This window comes from Proteiniphilum sp. UBA5463 (assembly GCF_002427225.1).
GTDB classification, from domain to species: Bacteria; Bacteroidota; Bacteroidia; order Bacteroidales; family Dysgonomonadaceae; genus Proteiniphilum; species Proteiniphilum propionicum.
Genome location: NZ_DIQL01000057.1, coordinates 11,842 through 36,271 on the forward strand (window position 1 = coordinate 11,842; position 24,430 = coordinate 36,271).

Below are 24,430 nucleotides of genomic sequence, written 5' to 3' on the forward strand. Positions count from 1 at the left end.
ATTTATTTTAATTTCAACATTCTAATGCAACCACTACCAGCCATAGGTTTGTACCAGGTTTGTATTAACCCGTAAATCGTAGTCCCTTAGCGGGTATAAGTAATCTCTGAAAGTTACCTGACGAGCCGGGCCATAGACAAGAGGGACATAAAACTGCTCAGGATTTAAATAGGGATATGACCATCTTGTAGGAGGAAGCGACCAATACTTATCGGCTATTTTCCATCTGCGAACATCCCAGAAACGTTGCCCTTCAAAAGCCAACTCTATTAACCGTTCCCGTTGAATAATCTCGCGCATACCCGATTTGGAACTCGGTTTGTCAGGATTAACAGAGGCATCCATCCATGATGATACAACACTATTTAAACCAGCATTTTCCCTCACTTTATCAATCCAGTAATACACTTCGTTGTCGGGCTGCGCCTTTATTTCATTAAGCGCCTCGCTGTAAAGCAGGTATAGATCCGCAAGGCGAATCAGCGGGAAACGGTAATCCAATGGGTTGTAATATTTTCCGCTAACTCCCTGACTATTTGAAGTCTCAAAAGCAATTATTTTTTTGGGAGAATACATACCGCTAGCCTGATTATTTTGCTGTTGTATTTCTCCATATCTCCATCTCATAAATGGGGAAAATGTTGCTCCACCATTATTTGTGGCAGTGGCAAGCTCCATATATCCCCTGTCGAATACCAAATCCGCATAAAATCGGGGCTCGCGGTTAAAGTGCATCTCTGATGTTATTTCACCTGTAGCAATGTAAAATTCGTGTTTGTCACCAGGTGTTGCACGGCGTACTCCGAATCTCCCGGCATAATTAAAGGTCTTATCTTCGTCCATCGGAATTCCTTTGTTCGTATAAAACAGCTCAACCATATGCCATGATGCATGATAATAATTTGGATAAGAAGGCTGATCTGTAGTGTACATATAGGGCATTAACAATTTTAAAAAATTCCCCAACGCAGTAAAACCTAACCCGGCTGCACCTCCTTTACCGTCGGCAAAAGCCTCCTGGGTAGCCCAAATTACTCCTGTATTGCGCTCTAAATCTTCGGTAATAGCTTTTCGGATTGTCATCATCTGCACCAACGTATCGTTCATATTAAATGTTTGCGGCCCTCCGCTGTATTTATTGAAAACATACAACTTCAACCCTGCAAGGTGGCAGGTATCGATTGCGTTTTTAATTGCTTTGGCGGCTCTTTCCCATTTTTTTACATCGTAAGTATCGGAAATCAAATGTTTACCCCGGTTATCAACCCAATCTTTGTAATCGGGATTACCGTTGAACAAAGGGCTAGCAGCCCATGCCAGCACTTTCGCTTTTACCGAAAGGGCAATGGTCTGTGAAATGCGGCCCTGTTCAGTAGCCGGATCCGGAAGTACCAAAGGTAAATCGGGTATAGCCTCATCCAAAAGCCCTACGATATAATCCACACACTCATCCACCGGTTCGCGGTATGCCATCAAGTCTGCGGGAGCAGTTGACAGAGGCAATTCTTTATCAGCTATAACGATAGGCCCGTAGAGCTGCATTAAAAAGAAGTGATAATAGGCTTTCAGAAATTTCACCTCTGCTATCCATCTTGCTCTTTCCATAGATTCAATATCTTTCGGAAGATGAATATTGTTCAGAAAAATATTGCAGTCGCGTATAGCTATGTACATGTTTTTACCCCCGTTTATTCCCGACCAGTAATTCTGAAATGGATTATTTGTATTTTGCAGCCCATCTGCAATTTGTCCCGCCATTGATTTTTTCGCCCGGGTGTCCATCTCACAAACGAACTCATCTTTGCTGGTAAAATAGGCCGGATAATATAATGGGTCGGTAGGATCTGGCAGGCCGGAGTAGCATGTCCTCAGAAATTTCTCAGCCACGGACCGGTTTGAGAAAGCATGATCGAGCGTTGCCGTATCGTTCGGCACCACTTCCAAAAAATCACAACTTGCAATTCCCAAAAGAAAAAAAGCTGTTATTATTTTTATTAAATTTTTCATTTTACTCGTGAATTAAAAATTAATATTTACTCCAATATTAAACACCCTCTGTATTGGGTATCCCAAACCCTCACCTGCCATTTCGGGATCCCACATCTTAAATTTGGACCAATGCAGCAGGTTACTACCGCTTACATATATACGGAACATATTCACATAGTATTTTTTCGTTAGTTTTGCGGGCAGTGTATATCCTAATTCCGCTGTTTTCAAGCGTACAAAAGCACCGTTACGCAACCACCAGGTACTATTCTGATTATTATTGCTAATCTGTGTTTCTGATAAGCGCGGCCAAAAAGCGTAGATATTCCGGTTATTTTCCGACCAATGATCTTCGGCAATATATGACAATAGTGCCCGTTGCCCTCTGTTAAGGAATGGTGTAATTTTTGAAGGTTCTATAAAAAATGAAGAACGTGCTGAACCCTGGAAAAAACATGAGAAATCGAATGCTTTATAACCCATGGAAAACCCTGCTCCGTAAATGATTTCCGGTACAGTCGGATATCCAATGGGCACCATGTCATCCGTTGTTATTTGTCCATCGTTGTTTATATCCTTGTATTTGATGTCACCGGCCATATAAACTCCAAAAGTCTGTTTAGGGGAGTTGTTCACATCTTCTTCATCGATAAAAAGCCGTTCTGCAATGTATCCTCTTGGTTGATTTATTTTATACCCAATGTACGATTTCCACGGAACATCGCTATAATCCGGTTCTTCGTATTCTTTAAATTTGCTTGATGCATAGGTGAAATTACTGTTTACCACTGTCCAGAAATCTTTATTGAAGTTTTTCTGATATTTCAGCTCCACTTCAAATCCATGTCCTTTTGCAACACCCACGTTTGCCTGTGGCACTGCACGGAGCCCCATTGTTGTTGGAATATCTGTGCGGGTTTGCAAAATATTTTCACGGGTTTCTGTAAAGTAATCAGTCAGAAGAGTAAGATCATTGAATAAACCGAGTTCTATTCCCAGATTGGTTTTTTTGGCAATTTCCCAGGTTATCTGATCGTTGGCATACCTGCCTATTGTTATACCCGATCTGTAGGCCCTGTCCATACCAAACCAGTAACCGGTACCAGACATATCAATTTGAGACAAATAAAAAAAGCGGTCATAGTTTGAACCTATCTGGTCGTTACCCACCTTACCGTATGTAGCTTTCAGTTTCAATGTGGTAATAATATCTTTGGTAGCAGACATGAACTCTTCATTGCTTACCATCCAGCCGCCTCCGACAGAAGGGAAAAACCCGTAACGGTTGTTTTGGGCAAAACGCTCGCTACCATTATAGCCGAAGTTCAACTCTATAAAATAGCGGCTATCGTATCCATATGCCAACCTTCCGGCTGTGGAGATATTCCTCCTGGGCAAAGATGCCTGAAGCTTGTCGGAAACACGAGCATCAATACTGATAACCCCGGTTTCTGATCTTAACGTCCCTACTAATACCGCGTTAATATCGTGTATCTCATTTATTTTCTTGTTGTATCCCAACCTAAGCTCACCATATTGGGTAGAGGTTACCGTTCTTTTGCCCTCGCTATAAGTCAGGTATTCCGTACCTGAATCCGGATTAAGCGGGAATAATTTATAAGAGCCGTCCAGTGTTGTAGCAGGAGTATAATAGAACGGGGAATAGGTACGTCTAATATCATAATATGAATCTCGTTTTGTATTATACATCCCCTTGGCAAACAATCCATCCAATAGTCCGGTAAATTTATGTTCAATTTCCAACTGCAGCAACATCATAGATTTACTATCCTCTATGTATCCGCTAACAATCTCAGCATAAGGATTGATAAATGATCCGAGTTCGCTGCCCATACCAAAGAGAAGGTGTTTTGTTTCCATATTTGCTTCATCTTTGGGATAATATGGCAGGAATTCTACAGGTGTGGCATTGCGTGCCAAGTGAAAAGTATAAATCCCGCCAGATACCTCCTTGCCGTCTATCCAACCGGGCCTAGGGCCGCTTGTATCATCGAACGATCCGTAGGCACGCACAATTCCACTTGTGGTGGGTGAAAACTTGATAGTCACGTTGGAGCGAACCTGAAAACGATTAACATCAATATTGTTATTCACCATGTTTTCCTTACTTTCCTTAATAATTCCGGAGTCGTGCTGGTAATTTGCAGCAAGATAATATTGCACTGCTTTTCCACCACCGGTTATATTAAGGTTTACCCTCTGATTTGATGTACGGTCTTTAATAAGGTAATCGTACCAATTTACTGAAGGATACATAATGGGATCAATACCCAGTTCGGTATTTCGTATTTTGTTTGAAGAATAGGGAAGTGCCACCATGGGGTCTCTTGTCCTTACCGCTTCGTTACGAAGTTTCATGTAAGTAACAGGGTCGGCAATATCAACAAGTTCTGTATTACCTGAGGATGATAATTCAGCCCTGATATTCACTGAAATCTTATCGGGCGAACCTTCTTTGGTTGTAACCAGGATAACCCCGTTTGCACCGCGCGCACCATACAGAGCAGCGGCATTTGCGTCTTTCATTATAGAGAACGACGAGATGTCGTCTACGTTTATTCGTGCCAGATCAGTGGAGCTCATTTCAATTCCGTCAATCAATATTAACGGGTCTTTTTTCCCGTAAGTACTAAATGTGGTAACACCCCGAATAAAAAACTCAGCATTGTCCAATCCTGGCTCACCCGAACGTTGGTATGCGATAATTCCCGCCATTCTACCTGCAAAAGCTGTCGTAATGTTGCTTGATGGTACTCTTAATTCACCGGGTGTAACTGTCGATATAGAGCTGATCACACTCTCTTTCTTTTGTTTACCGAAAGCAACCACCTGCACCTCATCCAATGTGAGGATATCTTCTTTCAGGGTGACGGTTACGCCGTTAATTTCTCCGGCGAGCTGTTCCTGAGGAAGAAACCCGACATAGGTGTAGACCAGAGTCTCCTTTGCACCACATTCAATGGAATATTTCCCTTCCGCATCAGTTGCAACTCCCACTCCTTTTCTTTCCTTCACCGATATAGCAACCCCGGGTAAAGGGAATCCATCCTGATCAACCACACGCCCGGAAATTTTCACTCGTTGTTGTGCCACATCCCGTGCAAATTTAGTTTCAATGATTGTTGCTTTTTCTTTGAAACCTTTTGACTCTTTGCCGTCCGAAGTGACGTTACCTGCAGCAAAAAGTGGACTTAAGATCATCATAACAATTACGATGAAAAATAAATTTAACGTTCTTTTCCCTTTCATCTGTTTTGGATTTACTTTTTTAATCATTTAAATCTTTTATCGAATACTCACTGCTTTTCCTTATTTACAGATAGTTACCACTTGAAAAGTTAACAACCAACAAGGATTATTTCAAAAACACAATTATGTAATATCATATAATATGCAAAGTAAAATTAAAATAAATGCATAAATCTTATATTTACGTAAACCAATCCTCAAAAAGCGTTAAGTAATTGGTGATTTTTTTTGGGGGGCGATATTTTTTCCTGAAATTATATACCCTTGATTTATTATTTACAGGATTTTTTTAATGCTGTATTCTTCAATACATTTTTCCATTCCCTAATACCTGGTGAGCGGGGAAATTGATGAGCTCTAAGCCAATCGCCCTGTATATTGTACCGCAGCGATTCTCCAGGATTGTATCGAAGCACCACCCGGCGTTCTTCCGGTTGTTTGTCTAAAAAAAGATACCTGTCGGAAGGGAAAATAATCCCTATTCCTATCCAGCCGATCTCCGGGTCCTGAAACCCCCAGCTACCCATCACCCCAGCTTCCCTGTCACAGAAGAAGCCTTCGGTGCCCAATGTGGTTAAGGTAAGACCAATAGCTAAGGTCCGCCCTCTTTCGCCTCCTTCGACAAAAATCTCAATGGGAGAGTCTTTTCTTCCGGCAATGGCGGAAGGGCGGATATAGACTGTATATGGACTATCTGCGGGCCCAACATTTTCAGCTACAAACTCTAAGGTAACCGTATCAGTGGTTTTTTTTAATAGCCGTGCCGTAAACACCGGGTCTCCGGTTTCTTTCTCGTTCCTTACAGGGTAGGCAACTCCATCAACATACAAAACCAATCCCCCGCATCCGCCTGTTTTTCCGACATGCAGAATATCCATTCCCCAACCGTTTGTATCTTTGTGATAATTGCCGCTTTTTGAGATATTCTTATATATCAATGTATCAGTTCGCTTTCCAAACAGGTCAAAGTGTCCGTCATAACAACGAAAAGCAGCTTTCTCAGACTCCCATCCCCAGTTCGGGGGAAACCACGTATTATCCCATGCAACCCCATTTTTATCAGGTAGAGCCCTTAATCCTGCCACCCAGGAAGAGTAATCTTGCACGGTATTTTGCAGCTTAAACTCCTCCCGTATCAGCTGTATCATTTTCTTAAAATCCCCTTTTGTCCGCTCCGCATCTATTTTTTTCCAAAAGTCTCTCTTTTTATATTGCTTTTTCAGATTAAACATCCTCCGATCTGCAGCAATCCTCAGGTAATAAAGCATGGATTCATCGCTGTTAACAAGGCGTTCGGACAGATTTTTCGAAAGGATATCGTTCTGTATTCTTTTTTCTATCATATTCCACACCTCGTCCTGTTCCAATCCAGGCTTTAGAGATCTCAATGCACCTATCAACATATTGTTCAGCAAATAGAGTTGTGAGGGGAAATCAGCAACTACAGGTGAATAGACAGGACCAAGCTCTTCAAAACGCCACCGGACAGACTTTACCTCTGACACATCAAACTGCCAGCTGTCATCAAACCTGCCATCTCCATTGATATCGACTTCTACTTTATCCAAAAACCCATCATTATTGGTATCCGTCCACAAATAATACATATCTTCTTTGTTGTCGTAGTCATAATCAACTCTCAGCCATGTCTTGTCGCTGTTTTTGATATGAAGCCGACCTTCGGCAGGATTGAAATAAAACTCATTTGGCAGGGATGGCTTTGTCAATACCTGATAGCGTTTGTTGTATGGGCCACAATCGGGGCCTCCGATAACAGGAAATTCAAATCCCTTTTCGGTAGAGGGCGCTGCAATAATTCCCTCCCATCTCTCAATATCGGTACGCTTACCGTCCCAGGCTTTATTCAAATCATTTTCGTCCCAGGTCATTAAAACTTTCGACCATTTTATATCGGAGAAAAAAGAAATTGCCTCACTTCGTTTTAATACTAGGTGCGAAGGTATATCCCTGATAACAATGGTTTCACTTTGCTTTTTCTCTACACGCAAAATATTGCCCACCTCACTGTGTTCATCGGAAGCCCATGTGGTTACTCTATTTCCAATTTCCAGCCCGGGAGCGTATGCGGATAAGGAAACGTCGAAATCTCTGGGGTTGACGACGGTTGCATCGTTATCCAGGTCAAAGCTCCATCGTATAGTATGCACCACGTCTTCCTGCCCTGACACCCGTAGCACCTCCTCCGTAATGCCATCTCCATCAAGATCATAAAATAGGAACGGATTTTCAAAGAAAGGTGTCCAATATTTTTCACCGGGTTTTATATAAAAAGCAAAGAATGTTTCGTCTCCACCGAAATGAGTGTTGTTTTGACATGGGTTTTGATAATAGTAGTAATCAACATCGTACCACAACAAATTATCATCTCCGTCATCGCGGCCCCACCAGGCCCTTAAACCATACCTGGCATCATAAAAGAACATTGACATAAGGTCAACATCACGATCGCCATCTATATCTTCGTAATCAACAACTGCATCTACCTGCCCATCTGCATTCCAGTCTGCCAAATATAGATCACTGTCCAGATCAGGTTCACCGCCCATCTCCAAATCACCATCTTCATCAATAACACGAACCAATATGGGCCGTTTACTTTCGTTATGACGGGGATCAATATCAATAAACCACACTTCCTCCGGCTTTCCATCACAGTCATGATCTATGTAGTAACGTTTTCCGTGCGTATCAGAAAGTACTTTTTGCACTATCACCTGGTCGAACTTTGCCAGATCTCCAAAAACCCATTCAAAAGCCAATTGTTTTTTCTCTTTCTCTGTCAGATTTGCTGCCTGAACATCAGTAAGCAGGAAACACAAAATAGCTCCAAATAAAGCTGTTTTCATATTTTTAGATAAATTTAATAGCTTGTCCGGACGTTTGAAAAGGATTGGCATGGAAATCTTTTTCTTTAACGTGGCTTAACAATTATTCTCCGGGTTCAAATGTACATCAATGGTTACTCCCCTGTATTGATTGCTGATTAATTCTTATTTACCACAGCTATCGACATAAATGTTTTCGAAAGCAAACAAAATGTTTTTTATTTAAGCAACCCATTTCTCAAGATACGCAAAGATCGCACGTTGAAGCATCTTAACGTCTGTTGAGCTTTTTTCGTCTCAGCTCCTGCTACGGATCACCTCTGAAACCTGATCAATGGCATCGGTGTGTTTTTGTTGACAGGCGGGAAGAGTTGGCCTCCATACGGTCTGCATAAACCCTTTGAGCCTCTCTGGCGCTATTTTTTTTTCACAATATTTGACTGTTTCTCTGAAATTAATATCGTTACTGTGGTTGCTGCCAGTCGGCACCTGATCAAAACCGTGCTCTTCAAGCTGATCGTATATTCTTACATATTTTTCATGCAAAGGGTTGGCAAACTTTTCAAACTGTGTCCCATAATACCAGTTGCTCTGGAGAACCGACTTTGGCATCTTTTTAAAGAATTCATCCGGGAAACTCCATGCATAGTCAGACCAGATCCAGGGGCGTACGTTTTGTGTTTCAACCAGTTCTGTCAGATAATAGAAATCATGCCACCAAAGGTCGCCCTGCCTAACCACCACATTCTGATGCGTCCTCTGATTGTCAGCGGTTTCCTCGTCCATGCCGAGGTGGAAAAAACGGGGTTTATCAAACAGGTCGATAACTTCATTAATCAGGTTGGAACATACATGATAATAAGTATCGGAGGATATCATTCTCTGATAGGGTCCTAACCATGCTTTGTGCCCAGTTGAAAAGTTTAGTTTGGGTATGGGTTCCAACCCAAGCCCACGAATAATCTTTAATTCTTTCTTCAATTGGGATGTGCTCCATGCACCATTGACAGCAATTTCAGGATGGCTGTCGTATTTTACACCATCTCCCAAATCGATTATAACCATATTCATGCCCTTATCGGCCATTCTGATTAATAGACTGTTCCACATCTTTTTATCGAATGTAAGGTCGGGATGATATTTATGAGCCCAAAGATAAGCCTCCCTGCAATCATTACCTTTGAATACAGTGTCCTGATAGGGCGAAGGGGTATGATCCTCCCACATATTGTAACTCAAATGTAGCAGATTTGCCCAGATAAACTCCTCTTTCTTTCTTTTGGCAGGTTGCGCAAAAGCAGATCCTGCCAAATTGGCCATCAGACCCGCAGCAGCTATGCTCTGAATAAATTCTCTTCTTTTTATCATTTTGGAAATTGTTTAAATTGTAGTTGTGTTCACAACTGTTTATCTCTTACTCAAGTTTCGCATATATAAATTAAAACATTGTCAGCAGTGCCTCGGCATCCATTTCAACCCTGTTTACTGAGAGAATATTGATTCCCACATTCTCCAGCATGTAAAAATCGAGTTTATCGGCAATAATGTCATCTTTCATATTTATCCAGTCCCTCTTGCCCAACAATTCACATTAGCTCATAAAAAATGTTTATGATAAGTGGTACCGGTGGAATACAAAGAGCGTTCTGGTTTTTTAAGTAAACTTGTCAGTTCTAACCGAAACACATGCGAAAGTCATAGATCAACATATTTCCAGACGGAACAAGTTATGATATCTAATGAGATGATGTGTACTCATTGTACCATTTCTTTGCTTTTCCTGCCAATTCTATGGCGTTTAGTATATGCGTTCTGTTCTCCTCGGTAGTGAATCTCCATGACGATTGGATGAAACCCAGAAGCTTCTCATCAGATATATTCTTTGTGCAAAACTTCACATTATTCATAAAGTTTTCATCGGTACCTTCATAATAGTTACTACCACCGGGCACCTGTTCATAACCGAGCTCGTTAAGCGTTTGGTAAGCCTTGATAGAGGGATTGTTTTCGGGATTAAAATTGTTTCTGTTATACCAGTTGCTCTGCAACACCGATTTGGGCATCATTTTCGCAAATTCATCCGGATATTTCCTGATATAATCCTGCCAGACCCATGGACGGGATCCATTTTTAAACACCTCTCCAATTAAAAAATAAAAATCGCCCCAATACTGCTTGTTCTGTCTGATTGAGATGGAATCGAAGGTTAGATGATTGGGTTCATACTCTTCATCCATACCCAGATGAAAAAAATCAGGCTTTTCAAAATGGTAGCATATCTCAGCTATAAGATCCTTGCATACCTGATAATAAGCGTCTGAAGATACCATTTTGCTATAGGGCCCCAACCATGAATCGTGATAGGTGGAAAAATTCAACTTCGGAATTGGACGAAGCCCCATCTTGCGAATTTTAACCAGTTCCTCTTGCAGCTTTTCGGTTGACCAGGCACCCTTTACAGCTATTTCAGGATGACTCCGGTATTGCACAGCATCACCCAGATCAATCACTACCGTATCCATTCCTGCAGCTGTCATACTCTCCAAGGCTTCATTCCAGAGAGATTCGTTCCATTGCAGATCATAATAATAGGCCCTCCACATGTTTACGCTCAGATGCATCAGGCATGCCCACATTTTATTTTTCGCGCCAGATTGCATACTTGCAACAGTCAAAGACTTTGGATTGGAAAAAAGCAATTTAGGTGAGCCGGCAACAGCACCTATTGCTGCCAGATTGCGTAAAAAATCTCTTCTTGTTGTCATCTTCTTATCATTTATGATTGAGTAAATTTTTCATTGACTGCATCAAAACATCACCTGCTCCGGGGAAAACGCCCGACACCTCAACTTCATAGCCACCCTGTTTATAAGCTTCCCGGGGAGCTATATATCCCGGTCCATAATCTCCATAAGCGGCAACAGTCACGAACAAATCGGGACGTACATTTTTAGCAAACAGTTGAAATTCCACAAAGCACTCTCCTGGAAGTCCAATCATTCTAGCTTTACCTATCTTCAAGCAAGTGATATTAATTTCTCCTCCATTCCTGTATCGTTGAATATATGCAACTGCAGGAACAATTGAAGCAAGTGTCTCTTTATCTTTGGAATTCTCCCATCTTTTTATCTCTTCAAGACTCTTGTCAGAAGGGTACAGACGTACCGGCTGAACCAGCCACTCGACCGATGCTGCCGAAACAGCTTCTTTCTCTGTAGCTTCCCAGGCTCTTTTCATACCATCTGCCAGGCGTTGAGCGAGGATCCACCTGTTTATCCTGGAGCCGTCGTTATATTTTCCTGCAGCAATATTACCGCCGGCTCCGTTAAAATGGATATGCAAAGCATCAGGGACCTCCAGCTGCCTGAGAAAGCGGGCTATTCCGGGAAAATCGGGATTAGCAATACCGGTACGGTAATAACTTTGCGGATGAGTTGCATAAAAGCTTAGGACAGCCACCGGCTTTTCGTTATCCCAGAAACTGATCAGAGAGACCAGGGGATCTATCAAACCCTCGGGTTCTTCCCTCAGCTTTATATTTCCGCAGGCTGAAAAACGAGAAGCCTTGACAAGTGAATCGCTCCCAAAAATACGACGATTGGAAGCAACCTGGGAGACTTCAGACTTTCCAAGACCGATATGCGTAACTGTGAAAAATTTCTTTAATGATTCTTTAACGGCTTCTGCCAATTTATTCATCAGTTTCCGGTCATATTCACTTTCATATCCACCGGGATCAAGGCCAGCTTCAATCAACAACTTCTCCGCGCCAAAATCTGAACGTGGAGCATCGTGTTGATGAAGAGTGTGCAAAGCGACTCTGTCGGGGGTAGTTCCGGCTGCTTCAGCCAATGCTTCTCTGAATGCAACATGGCTTTCATTAGCAATACCAATCCAGTCAACTGCACATAAGACAACAGGTTTTCCTGATCCCATTATCACGATTCCGCGGGCACGGAGTCCCAGATCCCAGCTATTGTTCATTACACCATAAGCCAGTGCTGTACCAACAGGAGGTGTAGCATCGAGGTCGAAAACAGATATTTTTAAAGAGGTGTCGGCAGGGGATATTTGATTTTCAGCCTTTACTACATGAGAAATCAAGATTAAAGACAGAAGCATAAATACGTATCTCAAGCTTTTGCGAAGTATCATAATATTTACATTAAAAAATTATTTATTCAAGTAGACTCATCTGTTTAATTATTGTATATCATAACCTGTGAACATTCGATGAAATCTATTGGAGTCCACGATTTTCATTTTATCAAAGTTCGTTATGATAAACCATATAATACTTTAAAATTACGCAAATCATCTTTCAAAAAGCGCAAATGCGAGAAAATATCTGTAAATTGTTTTGTTGTTCTGAAATTCAATAAATATCTTTATGCTTAACATTATTGATTGAAATAACAAAGCGATAAATTATCATATCATAAATCACTGAAAATCTAAAATATGAACTATCTCATAGGTGTCGATATCGGAGGGACAACCATCAAAGGAGGGTTAATAAAAGGTAAGGATCTGATCAGGCAGATTGTACGTGATACAAAAGCCTCTGAGGGGGGAGAGACAACACTGAACGTTTTAAAGGATGTGATCCGCCAGCTAACGACGGTAGATACCACAGCAATAGGTATTGGGGTACCTAGTGTTGTCGATAGCGAACAGGGAATAGTATATCATGTTCAGAATATAAGAAACTGGGATGAGGTCCATCTGAAATCAATTCTTAAAAAGGAGTTTGATTTGCCCGTTTATATCAACAACGATGCCAACTGCTTTGCCATGGGTGAACGTATCTATGGTTTGGGACAAGATTACGAAAATTTTGTGGGAATAACGTTAGGGACCGGTGTTGGGGGTGGAATAATCCAAAAAGGCCAACTACTGGCCGATGCCAATTGCGGTTCAGGTGAATTTGGAGAAATGCCTTATCTGGATGGTAAACTGGAAGAATATTGCGGTAGCTTTTTCTTCTCAAAATATAACAGCACTGGTTATGAAATTATGCAGAGAGTGGAGACGGGCGACAAAGAGGCCACAGAAATCATGAACGAATATTCAATGCACCTAGCCGTACTGGTGAAGATGATTGTTCTCTCCGTTGACCCACAGGCAATTATTTTTGGCGGTGCAATCTCCAAATCATTCCATCTTTTTGAAATGAAGATGGTCGAAAACCTGAAAGACTTCCCTTTTCCAAACTCTATCAGAAAATTAAAGATTTTACGTTCGCAGCTGCAGGACATCGGCATCTTAGGTGCTTCTGCCCTCTGTTATTGATATCATCCTCATATCAACAAATCCTAAAAAGCTGGAACAATCTATCTTTCATTCATACTTGCTTATAGTAGCCGAAAATTTCAGGAAATAAAAATTCCGCCGGGATTTTTCGTGCGTCAATATCACTAATACCCGGCGGAAGGAAAGAATGAGAGAATTTACAAATGGAATATTATTACAGCTTCATTTCCCAACCTTTTTGATATTTCCTGCTCCATAATTTGGAGGCGGCTGGATTATCTAGGATATGAGCATTTAAAGCATCTGTTCTGAATGTAGTTTTTGTGCGCTGGGCAATATTTCCCAAATGTGCCAGTGTTGTGCTGATACATCCCACATTGATATCGGCATTTAACGGAGAGCCTTTTCTGATGCCGTCAAGAAAGTTGGAAAAATGGAACGAATCCAGTTGCTGTGTGGGATTTATAGTATCACCTGCCTTGAAACTCATTTCACTGGTTACATTTTCAACAAGCTCATTTTTAAGATCATATACTTTATAGGCGTTACCTCCTCCAATGACCAAAGTGCCAGATTCGCCGTAGAATGCGCAACCTACCGAAGAGTCTTCAATATTGCGGCCGTTGCAACTCCGGCCTTCCCATGTGATCAGCTTGTTGCCTCCAAATTCGAGGTTCACGATCTGTGTATCCGGAAATTCCCAGTCATCGCTATAAAGGTATCTGCCTCCTGAGGAATCAACATGGGTAGGATAGGTTAAATCCATACCCCAGCGGAGAATATCAAGAAAATGTACGCCATTGTTGCCGGCTTCACCGGTACCCCAATTATAGAACCAGTGCCAGTTATAGTGGAGATAGTTGTCTTTGTAGCTGGCTACTCTCGGTGCCGGCCCCTGCCACAGTTCCCAGTCGAGCCAATCAGGTATGGCAGTAATATTTCCTGTACCTATCGACGGCCTGTTGTTTGCGTACCAGGCTTTACCGAAATAAACCTTACCTATGATGCCATCTCTTATTTCCTGTACCGCTTTAATAACATTAGGCCACGATCTACGCTGCATACCGGTTGCTGCAACAATGTTGTATTTCTTCACAGCCTGCATTAGTATTTCATCTTCTGCAGGATTATGACTCGTAGGCTTCTCCAAGTACACATGTTTCCCGGCTTTCATTGCCATCAAGGCGGCCGGTGCGTGCCAATGTTCGGGCGTGGCAATGATAACAGCATCCAGATCCTTGCGTTCAAGCAACCTTCTTAAATCTTTCTCTCCTATTGGTGTATTGCCTGCAATATTTTTTACATTGGCAATACATTTTTCCATAGCACGTTTATCTACGTCGCAAACATAAGCTATCTCACACCCTTTTTCCCTTGCGAAACCTCCTGCCAATGCATTTCCACGCGAGTTTACACCTATGGCACCCATTTTTATTTTATCATTGGCACCGGCAATGTTTTTATAGCTCTTTGCACTAAAACCAGGCAATATTCCTCCTACAGATACTGCAGCTGTTCCGATTGCTACATTTTTAATAAATCCTCTTCTTGTAGTCATAGTATATGTTTGTATAAATCAACGTTCAATTAAATCAAGATATCCCTATTCACATATTCAGGACAAATATGTTTTCTTGAATTTAATCCTGTTTTTAACCGCCAATGAAAAGCATCAGACGCTTCTTTTTTGTTAGCAGAGCATAACTCAAAAGTTCAATCGACGGTATATTAAGAGTAAACACATCTTCTGCCTATTGATTATTGAAAAAACTCAAAATTAACCGTGCTTCAGCTTCAAACTAGCGAAATATTTCAATAAAGGACAAACATATAAAAATAAACTGTTCCTACTTTTACTTTTTACGTATAATTATCATCAAAAAACGCAAATAAGAGTATTGTGCCAACTACAATCGGTATTTTTCAGTTCAAGATATGAAATAGTATCATTCCTATAAGCGCTCACTTCCTATTTTTTCTCCTACAACTTTAATTAACTGGAGGTCATCCTCATAGGCATCTTGAAACAATTGCCAGATCATTACTCCCGCAAAGTCGTTATCCAGGACATACATGCATTTTCTGCCAATGGTTATTCTGCCGTTATAATATGTTTTACTTACGTTATCTTTATCAGCTATATCTGTGGCAGTCAAATTGTATTTCCCGTCAAAGGCGCTAATTACTCCATGAAAACGAATGCTACGAACTGCATCTGGTTGCACTCCTTCGTCCCATGTGTATCCATAGAATGGAAGCCCTCCGATAATTTTGTTTTTAGGTGTTCCATATTGGTTAACCCAATAATTCAAATCACTGACAAAATGATCATACGAAGCATGCTGTACCGGTGTGGATGTAAATGAATCGTGATCGTAACTCATAACATTGATGTAATCAAAATAGCGTTGCCAATCTGAAGAGTAGTTCAACCAGTTGCTCACCACTGCGCATGTCATAAGCATATTCTCATCTTTCAATTCACGCAACTTTCCCGATAAGTTTTATATAGGTTTTTTAAACAAAACCATTAAAAACACCGCGGGGGGGTTGCCAAGCGGTTAGGGGTGCGCCCCCAAAAAGAGTGTCAACCGGCAACATAATTTAATAAAAAAGGAGATCGAAGTCTCCTTAAAATTAACTATCATGTTGCTTATGAAATACAAACGGTTAACTTCGGAACATAGATACGTAATTTATTTGGGTATGAAAAATGGTGATACCCGGAAAACCATTGCAAACTTGATAGGTGTCAGCCCTTACACGGTGTCCAGGGAAGTAAGACGTAACAAAAAAAAGAATGGAGGCTACTCATGGCGTTTGGCACAGGAGATGGCTGATGAGAGGAAGGAGCGTCTGCCCGGGAACAGGGCTACCCCGGAATGGATCAAACAGAAAGTGTTCCGCCACGTTCGCAACGATTGGTCACCCAAACAGATTAGTGGATTTTTAAAGAAACAAGGGGAGAAATTCCAAGGAGGTTATAAAGGAGTATCTCCAAGTGAATACAGAAAAGAGATGGTGAATAAGCAATGAGTCTGCTCTTACTTCCGCATATATATAACATTAGAAAGTACTGTTGAGCCCACTTTAACAAGTCGTTTTGTAAAATATGATATTTGATTTTCAAGTGATTATGATGTCAAATCTTCTAATTTGAGACTTTTTCAAGCAGACTCACTGTTTAATTAATTGTCATTTGACTCTATCAGTCGTTGAATATCTTTACGGTGACCATATACGACAATTACATCATCGTGATTAAGAATACTTTCTGCAGTAATAATATCTCCGGTTTTTAATATGGTAGTGGGTACTCCCAATTTATTGATAACATTTATCTGTTTCAGCTTTGTAAGCACAATCACGTTGTATTTTTTGTTAAATTCAATTTCTTTCAACGACTTACCTATCAATCGCTTCGGTACGTGCATTTCCACAATGTTAAAATCTTTGGTCACTTCAAAAAGATCAACATAAGCGGTCGCCGACAACTTCAATGCCCATCGTTCGGCAGTCTCAATTTCGGGACGAATAATCTCATTAATTCCCATAGCTTCCAGAATATTTTCCTGCAAAGGAGATACTGAGCGGCTAATAATGCGTTTAACGTTCATCTTTTTCAGTAAAGCCGTAGTCATTAGGTTATCACCTTCGCTTGACCCAATACAAACTATTGCAACGTCGGCATTTTCAAGTGGCAGGTTTTTAATTGCCAGCGTATCTTTGCAGTTCAAACAAATAGCATGGGTAACGCGATCTTTTATTAGTTCCACCAATCGCATATTGCTATCAACCGCCACTACCTGGTGCCCGATATTCGTAAGTTTTTCGGCCAATGCCGAACCAAAATGGCCTAATCCTATAATAATGAATTTCATATGTTTTTATCTTTAAAACTAGTTTATTAACAGATCTTCTCTCGGAAAGTAGTAATAAGAGCCGGAAGAACGTTTAAAAATTGCCATCAAAAACGTAAACATTGTAACGCGCCCGAGAAACATAGTTATTACAATAACAATCTTACTTGCATCTGCCAGAGTTGGAGTAATTCCTCTACTCAGGCCAACAGTTCCGTATGCCGATACTACTTCAAAAACAACATTAATCACCCTCTGCTGCGGTTCAATCAGCAAAATGACAAGAGTAGAAATGCCGATTACTAACAGCGAAAGAAAAATGATGGCAAAAGCTTTGTTCATTGTCCCCTGGTTAATTTCTCTGCCAAACACATTGCTACGGCGTCCGCGTATTAAATTTACCACATTTACTACAGCTAGTGCGAAAGTGCTAGTTTTTATTCCTCCGCCAGTAGATGCCGGTGAGGCACCTATCCACATCAATAAAACAATAAACAAAGTTGTCGGCATTAGTATTTCTGCCGTGTTTACTGAATTAAATCCAGCAGTACGTGGTGTAACAGCCCCAAAAAACGATGTTACACATTTTCCCCATAATGTCTTATGCTCAGCCAATGTATTGCTATACTCCAAAAACAATAAAATAATGGTCCCTGAAATTATTAAAACTAAAGTAGTTGTCAGAATAATTTTTGTGCTCAGGCTAAGTACCCACGATTTATAAATATCACGTTTCTTAAGAAAAAATTTTTCAATCAGACTTTTAGTTTTATACCTCAAAAACTGAAGCGAATTAAACAGAATTGGAAATCCTATACCCCCCAAAATAATTAAAAATGCCAGGGTGAGTAAAACAGAATAGTTGAAACGGAAAGGTTCTTCATACAAATTATTCGAAAGCGTTGAAAATCCTGCATTACAAAAAGATGAAACAGCATGGAAAACCGAAAAAAAAAGGCGTTCACCGGACTCAGGAATAACTGTTGAACCTGTTGAAAAAAAAAGTATTAAAGTCCCGATTGATTCGATACTGAAAGTAACCAAAATAATATTCCGTAGGGTACGAAATGCATTGTCAAATTTATCAACAGCAGTTGTTTCAGCAATAATCACCTGACTTTTAAACGAAGCCTGTCCGGTAAAAAAACGGCTGAAATAATTTGTAAAAGTCATAATCCCCAATCCCCCCACCTGAATTAACATCATAATAACCACTTGTCCAAAGCGAGTAAAGTACACGCCGGTATCTTGAACCGTAAGCCCCGTTACGCATACAGCGCTGGTTGAAGTAAATAGCGCATCAACATAAGCTATATCGTTATTAGATGCATTGGGCAGCATCAACAGAAGGCTCCCTATGAAAATAGTTGTCATAAAACTGACAATGAAAATTATTGCCGGATTAAACGACTTGTTACGAAAGCGGAACCGTATATTATAAATTTCTCTAAAAAAGACAATAAACAAACCGATATATGTCCACATATTATTCCACTCAAACACAGATGAGGTTGTAAAATAACGCACCGCATTTAAAACAAGAGTGTAAAAAAGGATAAAGATTAAGATCCAATCTGTTATAAGCCCTACAATACCATATGCATTTGTTTTGTAAACAGTTCTGAAAAGAATAGATAAAAAACCGGTTAAAAGCGTAAGGTTGAAGAAGATAAAAACAAAATTATCCCATGTGTTTTCATACGGAAAGCCCAATTCGAAGACAGCTAAAAAAAATGATATGGTACCAATGACAAAAGATGTCCTGCTGACAACTTTAAGCATTTTCTGTATAGTGAATTTATTTTGCATTGCTGTCTGTTTTAGAGGCAAAGTTTCGTATCGTAAGTCGTTACCGGATCAATACTTTTTTCACTACTGAAAGACTGAAAAACATGAAAGGAGTGCTTCCTTGCAGTTTCGCTCAAATGTTTTATTCCTGTTATTTACTTTCAATAAATAAAACATGGTAAAGATATAGAAAAAGTTTTACAGTCAGTCAAATTGATGAAATACGTTTCAATAATTTATTTATGTAGCTGATAGCAGCAAATATCTTCAATAATTTAATAATCTCTTTGGTGATGATGTTCTTTTGTATTACCCTCTATAGGACGTGAACACATCATTGTTAAACAGTTTTTTTGATTCAGCATCTTTTCAATATCCGTCAACAGGTTCTCTTCCTTGTCATCAATTTCATTCTTAGAAGTAAATAATTATTACCTCTTCTCTTTACGCTATTTTTCGAGTTCCATTATTTCACATTGTGCCGCTACTTTTTATTCGAGACTGGGCATTTTTTCGCTTCTGCTCTCTTGAGCTTGATTTCAGCATCAAGCTCTTTGATTTCCTTCTCTCTGCTAATATTCACACAATCGGCCACTCATTACTTGTTTCACTAAATTCTTCATGTCAATGGCTGAATAAGTCAGTAATGTCAGTAAAGTAAAAAAGTTATTTTCATTTAAACTTTGTGGATGTGTTTTAAAGCATTAATTTTGCATCGTACTATTAATGAAAAATACTGTATGAATGAAAAAACTATTGTAACCGGAGTGATTGGCGCTGATGTACATGCCGTAGGCAATAAGATTCTTGCTTTTGCACTGGAGCAGGCGGGTTTTAAAGTGGTCAACCTGGGTGTCATGGTTGCGCAGGAAGAATACATCGAAGCCGCACTGGAAACCAATGCCGATGCTATTTTGGTCTCTTCGCTCTACGGGCATGGCGAGATTGACTGCCAGGGTTTGCGCGAAAAATGCGATGAAGCCGGACTTAAAGACATTCCGCTTTTGGCAGGGGGAAACCTGGTAGTGGGAAAACAAAACTTCGATGAGGTGGAAAAGCGTTTCCTGGCTATGGGGTTCACCCGGGTTTATCCTCCGGGTACGGCCGTGGAAAAAAGTATTTCCGATTTAAAAGAAATTCTTAAAATATAATCCTATTGTAATTGTCCAGGGGCGATTTGTAATTCAACTGTAATTCGAAGTTTCGTTAATTTTTTCCACGAAGCTGCCAATTATAATTGAACTATACGAAACGAATGACTATTGAATAACGCGCAGCATAATAATGAACATTCTCACTGCAGATATCGGCAGCACATATACCAAGCTGACAGCGATTGATACCGCTAAGAGGGAGATTGTGGCAACTTCTGCCGCCTTTACCACCATCGGCACCAACGTGAAAGAGGGTTTTATGGCTGCTTATAACAAGTTGGGACAACATGCCGGAGAGTTCCTCTACGATGAGCTGCTTTGTTGCAGCAGCGCTGCCGGGGGACTTAAAATGGTTTCACTGGGGTTGGTTCCCGAACTTACCGCTAAGGCGGCAAAACTTGCCGCAGCCAGTGCGGGAGCAAAAGTGGTCAAAACATATGCTTTTGAAATATCGCAGGCGGAACAGGCAGAAATTTTTGATATCCGCCCCGATCTGGTGTTACTCTGTGGCGGGACCGATGGCGGAAATAAGGATGTGATTCTTACCAATGCGCGCCGGTTATGTCAGATCGATTGTCCGTTCACCGTTGTTGTTGCAGGCAACAAATGCGCATCGTTTGAGCTGGAAGAGATTTTCAGGGCTTCGGGAAAACCGTTTGTAATAACCGAAAATGTTATGCCTGAGTTCAACAAGTTAAACATCGAACCTGCCAGGAGAAAAATAAAAGAACTCTTTATCAGCCGCATTATCGAAGCCAAAGGACTTGGCGGTATTCAGAGAATGTGCAAAACTGATATAATTCCTACACCATTAGCGGTGTTGAATGCCTGTGAGTTGTTGAGCAAAGGCACTAAAAACACACCGGGTTTAGGCGATTTGCTGGCAGTGGATATCGGCGGGGCAACTACGGATGTTTACTCCATTTCCGATGGCAGGCCCACCCTCGAAAACGTCACCTTGAAAGGGCTCCCTGAGCCGGTTAGCAAACGTACCGTTGAGGGCGATCTGGGAATGCGCTACAGCCTTGCGTCGCTGGTGGAAGAGCTGGATCTGGATACCTTTTCGGAAGAATTAAGCATCGACAGGTCAGAGGTGATTGATTGGGTAAAAACCTGTACGCAGCATCCTGGCTTGTTGGTTGAAGCTGAATCCCGGGAACAGAAGATTGAGGAGTTGATAGCACGTAATGCCGTAAAAATTGCCGTGGAACGGCACGCAGGGACCTACCACCCAGTATATACACCCTTCGGGCAGGTGTATACTCTCACTGGGAAAGATCTTTCCGCTGTGCCGTTTATTATCGGTATCGGAGGTGTTGTTATCAATGCCAGTGAACCACAGGCTATTCTGGAAGGAGCAAAACGGCAACCGGACGATTTCGTGTTTGCCAAACCCGAACAGCCCGGTTATTTAATCGATAAAAAATATATTTTTGCGTCTATGGGATTGCTCGGCTCAGCTTATCCAGATCTGGCGTTAGAGTTGATGAAAAAAGAGACAATAGATCTGACAACTACCACATAACTGATAACAAATAACTCATAATGGAAATTACCAATAAAAAACTCTCAAACGATGCTTTCTTTGCCGAGCGAAAAGAAATTCTCGGACACTGGCAAACGGGTAAAAGTGTCGATTTCGACGAAGCCGTAGCCTATCAACGGTCTATTCCACAAGCAAAACGTTTTGGCTTGAAGCTGGCAAAAGCTGCCGGGCAAAACGTCACACTCATTCAGCCCCGTGCAGGAGTAGCGCTTTACGAGGAGCACATTAAGTTGCTCAGGTTTCTTGAGAATGAAGGTGAAGCCGACCTGCTCCCTACAACCGTGGACAGCTACACACGCTTAAACCGCTACAACGAAGCCGAAACGGGAATTGAGAAAAGCAAAGAAACCGGACGTTCCATGTTGAACGGCTTCCCTATCGTGAACTACGGAGTTGATATATGTCGCAAGGTTACCTCATCGCTCAAAAATCCGGTTCAGGTCCGCCACGGTACTCCCGATGCCCGGTTGCTTACTGAAATCAGTATTGCCGGCGGGTTTACCTCGTTCGAAGGTGGTGGAATTTCCTACAACATACCCTATTCTAAAAATCATTCGATTGAAAAAACCATTGCGTACTGGCAATATACCGACAGGCTTGTCGGGCTCTATGAAGAGGCGGGTGTGTCGATCAACCGCGAGCCGTTCGGACCTCTTACGGGAACACTTATATCACCCTGCATATCCAACTCGGTGGCCATCATCGAATCATTGCTTGCCGCCACCCAGGGGGTGAAAGATATTACAGTAGGTTACGGGCAGTGTGGGAACCTTATTCAGGATGTCGCCGCCATCCGTTCGCTGAATATCCTAACACGCGAGTACCTCGATAAATTCGGGTTCAACGATGTGCGCGTCACTACCGTTTTCCATCAATGGATGGGCGGATTTCCACAGGATGAGGCCAAGGCTTTCGGGGTAATTTCGTGGGGTGCTGCCGCTGCAGTGCTGGCCAAAGCGACCAAGGTGATTGTGAAGACGCCGCACGAAGCCATGGGAGTACCCACCAAAGAAGCTAATGCCGCAGGATTGCGGGCTACAAAACAGTTGGTATCGATGCTTAAGGACCAGGACTTCCGCTCTATTCCGGCTGTTGTGTCAGAAAGCGAGATCATCATGAAGGAGATGCGCTGCATCCTTGAAAAAGTGGAGGAATTGGGTAAAGGCGACTATGCTGTGGGTACGGTCGCCGCATTCGAAGCCGGAGTTATTGATATCCCGTTTGCGCCAAACCGTTACAATGCTGGAAAAGTTATGCCCGCACGCGATAACGTGGGAGCCGTCCGTTTTCTCGAAACCGGCAATATGCCGTTTACGCAAGACCTGATCGATTTCCACCGTCAGAAACTCGAAGAACGTGCCCGGTACGAAAAACGGGCCGTCAGTTTCCAGATGGTTATCGATGACGTGTATGCCATCGGCAAAGGGTTTCTTGTTGGAAGGCCGAAATAAATTACTAATTACTAATTACTAAAGGCTAAAACCCTTATGCCTATCTGTCTAATGTCTAACAGTTTCAAAAAAATATGAAAATTACAAAACTTATCTGTGCACCCGGGAAAACAGGCTTCTTCTTCGATGACCAGAAAGCCATCAAGCAAGGAGCAAAAAACGACGGGGCATTTTATGAAGGCGCGCCCGTAACACAGGGATTCACCGCGGTGCGTCAGGCCGGGGAGTCCGTCTCGGTTATTTTTGTGCTCGAAAACGGTGCTTTCGCACACGGTGACTGTGCTGCTGTCCAATATTCGGGGGCCGGTGGCCGCGATCCGCTTTTCCTTGCCGGAAACTTCATTCCCATTATCGAAAAAGAAATTGCGCCGCTTTATGTAGGCAAAGAGGTCACTACTTTCCGTGAAATGGCAGATCGCGTGGATAAAGCCATCAGTCCATCTACTGGGAAAATTTACCATACAGCTATCCGCTATGGGGTCACGCAGGCCTGTTTGGATGCCGTAGCAAAAAGCAAAGGGAAGCTGATGGCGCAGGTGATTGCCGATGAATACGGAACGGAAATATCGAAAACCCTTATTCCTGTTTTTTCACAGTCGGGAGACGACCGTTACCTCAATGCCGATAAAATGATTATGAAAGCTGCCGATGTGTTGCCTCATGCGCTTTTCAACCACGTAGAGACCAAAGTGGGCCTGAAGGGAGAAAAAATCAAAGCGTATATCCAGTGGCTCAGGGAGCGAATCCTGAAGCTGAAGCCTTTCGACAGCTACAATCCGGTTATCCACATAGACGTTTACGGAACATTGGGTATTGTCTTCGATAACAATTTCGAAGCCATTGCCCGTTATGTGGGCGAGCTGGCAGAAATAGCAAAACCGTTTCACCTGCGCGTCGAAGGCCCGGTGGATATGGGAGAGAAAGCGGCTCAGATCGACGCGCTCCGCATTATCCGCCAGAAGATGGAAAAAATGGGAATTACGGCAGAGATTGTTGCCGACGAGTGGTGTAACACGCTCCAGGATGTCATCGACTTCTCCGAAAACAAAGCTGGACACATGGCGCAAATCAAAACGCCCGATCTGGGCGGAATCAACAACAGCATAGAGGCTGTGCTGTATTGCAAGCAACACCATATGGGCGCCTACCTGGGCGGAACCTGCAACGAAACCAACCGTTCCGCCGAAATTGGAGCACACATTGCCATGGCTACTTCACCTGTTCAATACCTTGCCAAACCCGGTATGGGAGTGGATGAAGGGTATATGATCGT

The 24,430-nt window shown here is 41.9% G+C and carries 15 protein-coding genes and 1 pseudogene; 6 read left to right on the plus strand and 10 right to left on the minus strand.

Annotated elements, in window-relative coordinates:
• Positions 1–33 precede the first annotated feature (33 nt).
• The 6 genes from B3B27_RS10795 to B3B27_RS10820 form a co-directional block, all read right to left on the minus strand.
• Positions 34–2,007, minus strand: coding sequence for a RagB/SusD family nutrient uptake outer membrane protein (locus B3B27_RS10795; protein WP_286847420.1), 1,974 nt, complete (start codon positions 2,005–2,007; stop codon positions 34–36).
• Positions 2,008–2,019: 12 nt separating this feature from the next.
• A complete protein-coding gene (locus B3B27_RS10800; RefSeq protein ID WP_286847422.1) occupies positions 2,020–5,286 on the minus strand; it encodes a SusC/RagA family TonB-linked outer membrane protein in 3,267 nt (1,088 codons plus the stop codon).
• A 245-nt stretch (positions 5,287–5,531) separates the two neighbouring features.
• The gene (locus B3B27_RS10805; RefSeq protein ID WP_238868721.1) at positions 5,532–8,126 is read right to left on the minus strand and encodes a DUF4861 family protein; all 2,595 of its coding nucleotides are present in this window, start codon (positions 8,124–8,126) and stop codon (positions 5,532–5,534) included.
• A gap of 276 nt (positions 8,127–8,402) precedes the next feature.
• The gene (locus tag B3B27_RS10810; protein WP_286847423.1) at positions 8,403–9,473 is read right to left on the minus strand and encodes a Tat pathway signal protein; all 1,071 of its coding nucleotides are present in this window, start codon (positions 9,471–9,473) and stop codon (positions 8,403–8,405) included.
• 368 nt (positions 9,474–9,841) lie between these two features.
• Positions 9,842–10,870, minus strand: coding sequence for a twin-arginine translocation signal domain-containing protein (locus B3B27_RS10815; protein WP_238868719.1), 1,029 nt, complete (start codon positions 10,868–10,870; stop codon positions 9,842–9,844).
• 7 nt (positions 10,871–10,877) lie between these two features.
• Complete coding sequence (locus B3B27_RS10820) at positions 10,878–12,260, minus strand: hypothetical protein (RefSeq protein WP_238868718.1); 1,383 nt, start codon at positions 12,258–12,260, stop codon at positions 10,878–10,880.
• A gap of 306 nt (positions 12,261–12,566) precedes the next feature.
• Here B3B27_RS10820 and B3B27_RS10825 point away from each other — a divergent pair, with 306 nt between their 5' ends.
• A complete protein-coding gene (locus B3B27_RS10825) occupies positions 12,567–13,397 on the plus strand; it encodes an ROK family protein (protein ID WP_238868717.1) in 831 nt (276 codons plus the stop codon).
• Positions 13,398–13,572: 175 nt separating this feature from the next.
• Here B3B27_RS10825 and B3B27_RS10830 read toward each other — a convergent pair whose 3' ends face one another.
• Both B3B27_RS10830 and B3B27_RS10835 read right to left on the minus strand, forming a co-directional pair.
• Entirely contained in the window at positions 13,573–14,916 is a 1,344-nt protein-coding gene (locus B3B27_RS10830; RefSeq protein ID WP_238868716.1) for a Gfo/Idh/MocA family oxidoreductase, read from the minus strand.
• A 394-nt stretch (positions 14,917–15,310) separates the two neighbouring features.
• A complete protein-coding gene (locus tag B3B27_RS10835) occupies positions 15,311–15,847 on the minus strand; it encodes a glycosyl hydrolase family 18 protein (protein ID WP_286832417.1) in 537 nt (178 codons plus the stop codon).
• Positions 15,848–16,004: 157 nt separating this feature from the next.
• Between B3B27_RS10835 and B3B27_RS10840 the strand changes: the two are divergent.
• Positions 16,005–16,316 (plus strand): annotated as a pseudogene (locus B3B27_RS10840) (helix-turn-helix domain-containing protein); the annotation flags it as partial.
• Between the two features lie 230 nt (positions 16,317–16,546).
• Here the strand turns inward: B3B27_RS10840 and B3B27_RS10845 are convergent.
• Both B3B27_RS10845 and B3B27_RS10850 read right to left on the minus strand, forming a co-directional pair.
• Positions 16,547–17,239 (minus strand): potassium channel family protein, encoded by a 693-nt coding sequence (locus B3B27_RS10845; RefSeq protein WP_238868713.1) that lies wholly within the window; start codon positions 17,237–17,239, stop codon positions 16,547–16,549.
• 18 nt (positions 17,240–17,257) lie between these two features.
• Positions 17,258–19,027 carry a TrkH family potassium uptake protein gene (locus B3B27_RS10850; RefSeq protein WP_286847425.1) on the minus strand — a complete coding sequence of 590 codons (1,770 nt, stop codon included), beginning with the start codon at positions 19,025–19,027 and terminating at the stop codon, positions 17,258–17,260.
• Positions 19,028–19,746: 719 nt separating this feature from the next.
• On the opposite strand from B3B27_RS10850, the gene glmS reads away from it, so the two are divergent.
• From glmS to B3B27_RS10870, 4 genes are all read left to right on the plus strand, one after another.
• On the plus strand, positions 19,747–20,157 hold the full coding sequence (gene glmS / locus B3B27_RS10855; RefSeq protein WP_238868708.1) for a methylaspartate mutase subunit S: 411 nt from the start codon (positions 19,747–19,749) through the stop codon (positions 20,155–20,157).
• A 133-nt stretch (positions 20,158–20,290) separates the two neighbouring features.
• Positions 20,291–21,685, plus strand: a complete 1,395-nt coding sequence (gene glmL / locus B3B27_RS10860) for a methylaspartate mutase accessory protein GlmL (protein WP_238868707.1) — start codon at positions 20,291–20,293, stop codon at positions 21,683–21,685.
• Between the two features lie 20 nt (positions 21,686–21,705).
• A complete protein-coding gene (locus B3B27_RS10865) occupies positions 21,706–23,157 on the plus strand; it encodes a methylaspartate mutase subunit E (protein WP_238868706.1) in 1,452 nt (483 codons plus the stop codon).
• 74 nt (positions 23,158–23,231) lie between these two features.
• Positions 23,232–24,430, plus strand: a 1,199-nt coding sequence (locus B3B27_RS10870; RefSeq protein WP_286847426.1) for a methylaspartate ammonia-lyase, incomplete at its 3' end; no start/stop codon positions are given.

Coding starts and splice junctions, on each gene's coding strand:
- B3B27_RS10815 (WP_238868719.1), bottom strand. CDS start 10,870: ATGACAACAAGAAGAGATTTTTTACGCAATCTGGCAGCAATAGGTGCT.
- B3B27_RS10795 (WP_286847420.1), bottom strand. CDS start 2,007: ATGAAAAATTTAATAAAAATAATAACAGCTTTTTTTCTTTTGGGAATT.
- glmS (WP_238868708.1), top strand. CDS start 19,747: ATGAATGAAAAAACTATTGTAACCGGAGTGATTGGCGCTGATGTACAT.
- B3B27_RS10850 (WP_286847425.1), bottom strand. CDS start 19,027: ATGCAAAATAAATTCACTATACAGAAAATGCTTAAAGTTGTCAGCAGG.
- B3B27_RS10830 (WP_238868716.1), bottom strand. CDS start 14,916: ATGACTACAAGAAGAGGATTTATTAAAAATGTAGCAATCGGAACAGCT.
- glmL (WP_238868707.1), top strand. CDS start 20,291: ATGAACATTCTCACTGCAGATATCGGCAGCACATATACCAAGCTGACA.
- B3B27_RS10800 (WP_286847422.1), bottom strand. CDS start 5,286: ATGATTAAAAAAGTAAATCCAAAACAGATGAAAGGGAAAAGAACGTTA.
- B3B27_RS10805 (WP_238868721.1), bottom strand. CDS start 8,126: ATGAAAACAGCTTTATTTGGAGCTATTTTGTGTTTCCTGCTTACTGAT.
- B3B27_RS10810 (WP_286847423.1), bottom strand. CDS start 9,473: ATGATAAAAAGAAGAGAATTTATTCAGAGCATAGCTGCTGCGGGTCTG.
- B3B27_RS10845 (WP_238868713.1), bottom strand. CDS start 17,239: ATGAAATTCATTATTATAGGATTAGGCCATTTTGGTTCGGCATTGGCC.
- B3B27_RS10820 (WP_238868718.1), bottom strand. CDS start 12,260: ATGATACTTCGCAAAAGCTTGAGATACGTATTTATGCTTCTGTCTTTA.
- B3B27_RS10865 (WP_238868706.1), top strand. CDS start 21,706: ATGGAAATTACCAATAAAAAACTCTCAAACGATGCTTTCTTTGCCGAG.
- B3B27_RS10825 (WP_238868717.1), top strand. CDS start 12,567: ATGAACTATCTCATAGGTGTCGATATCGGAGGGACAACCATCAAAGGA.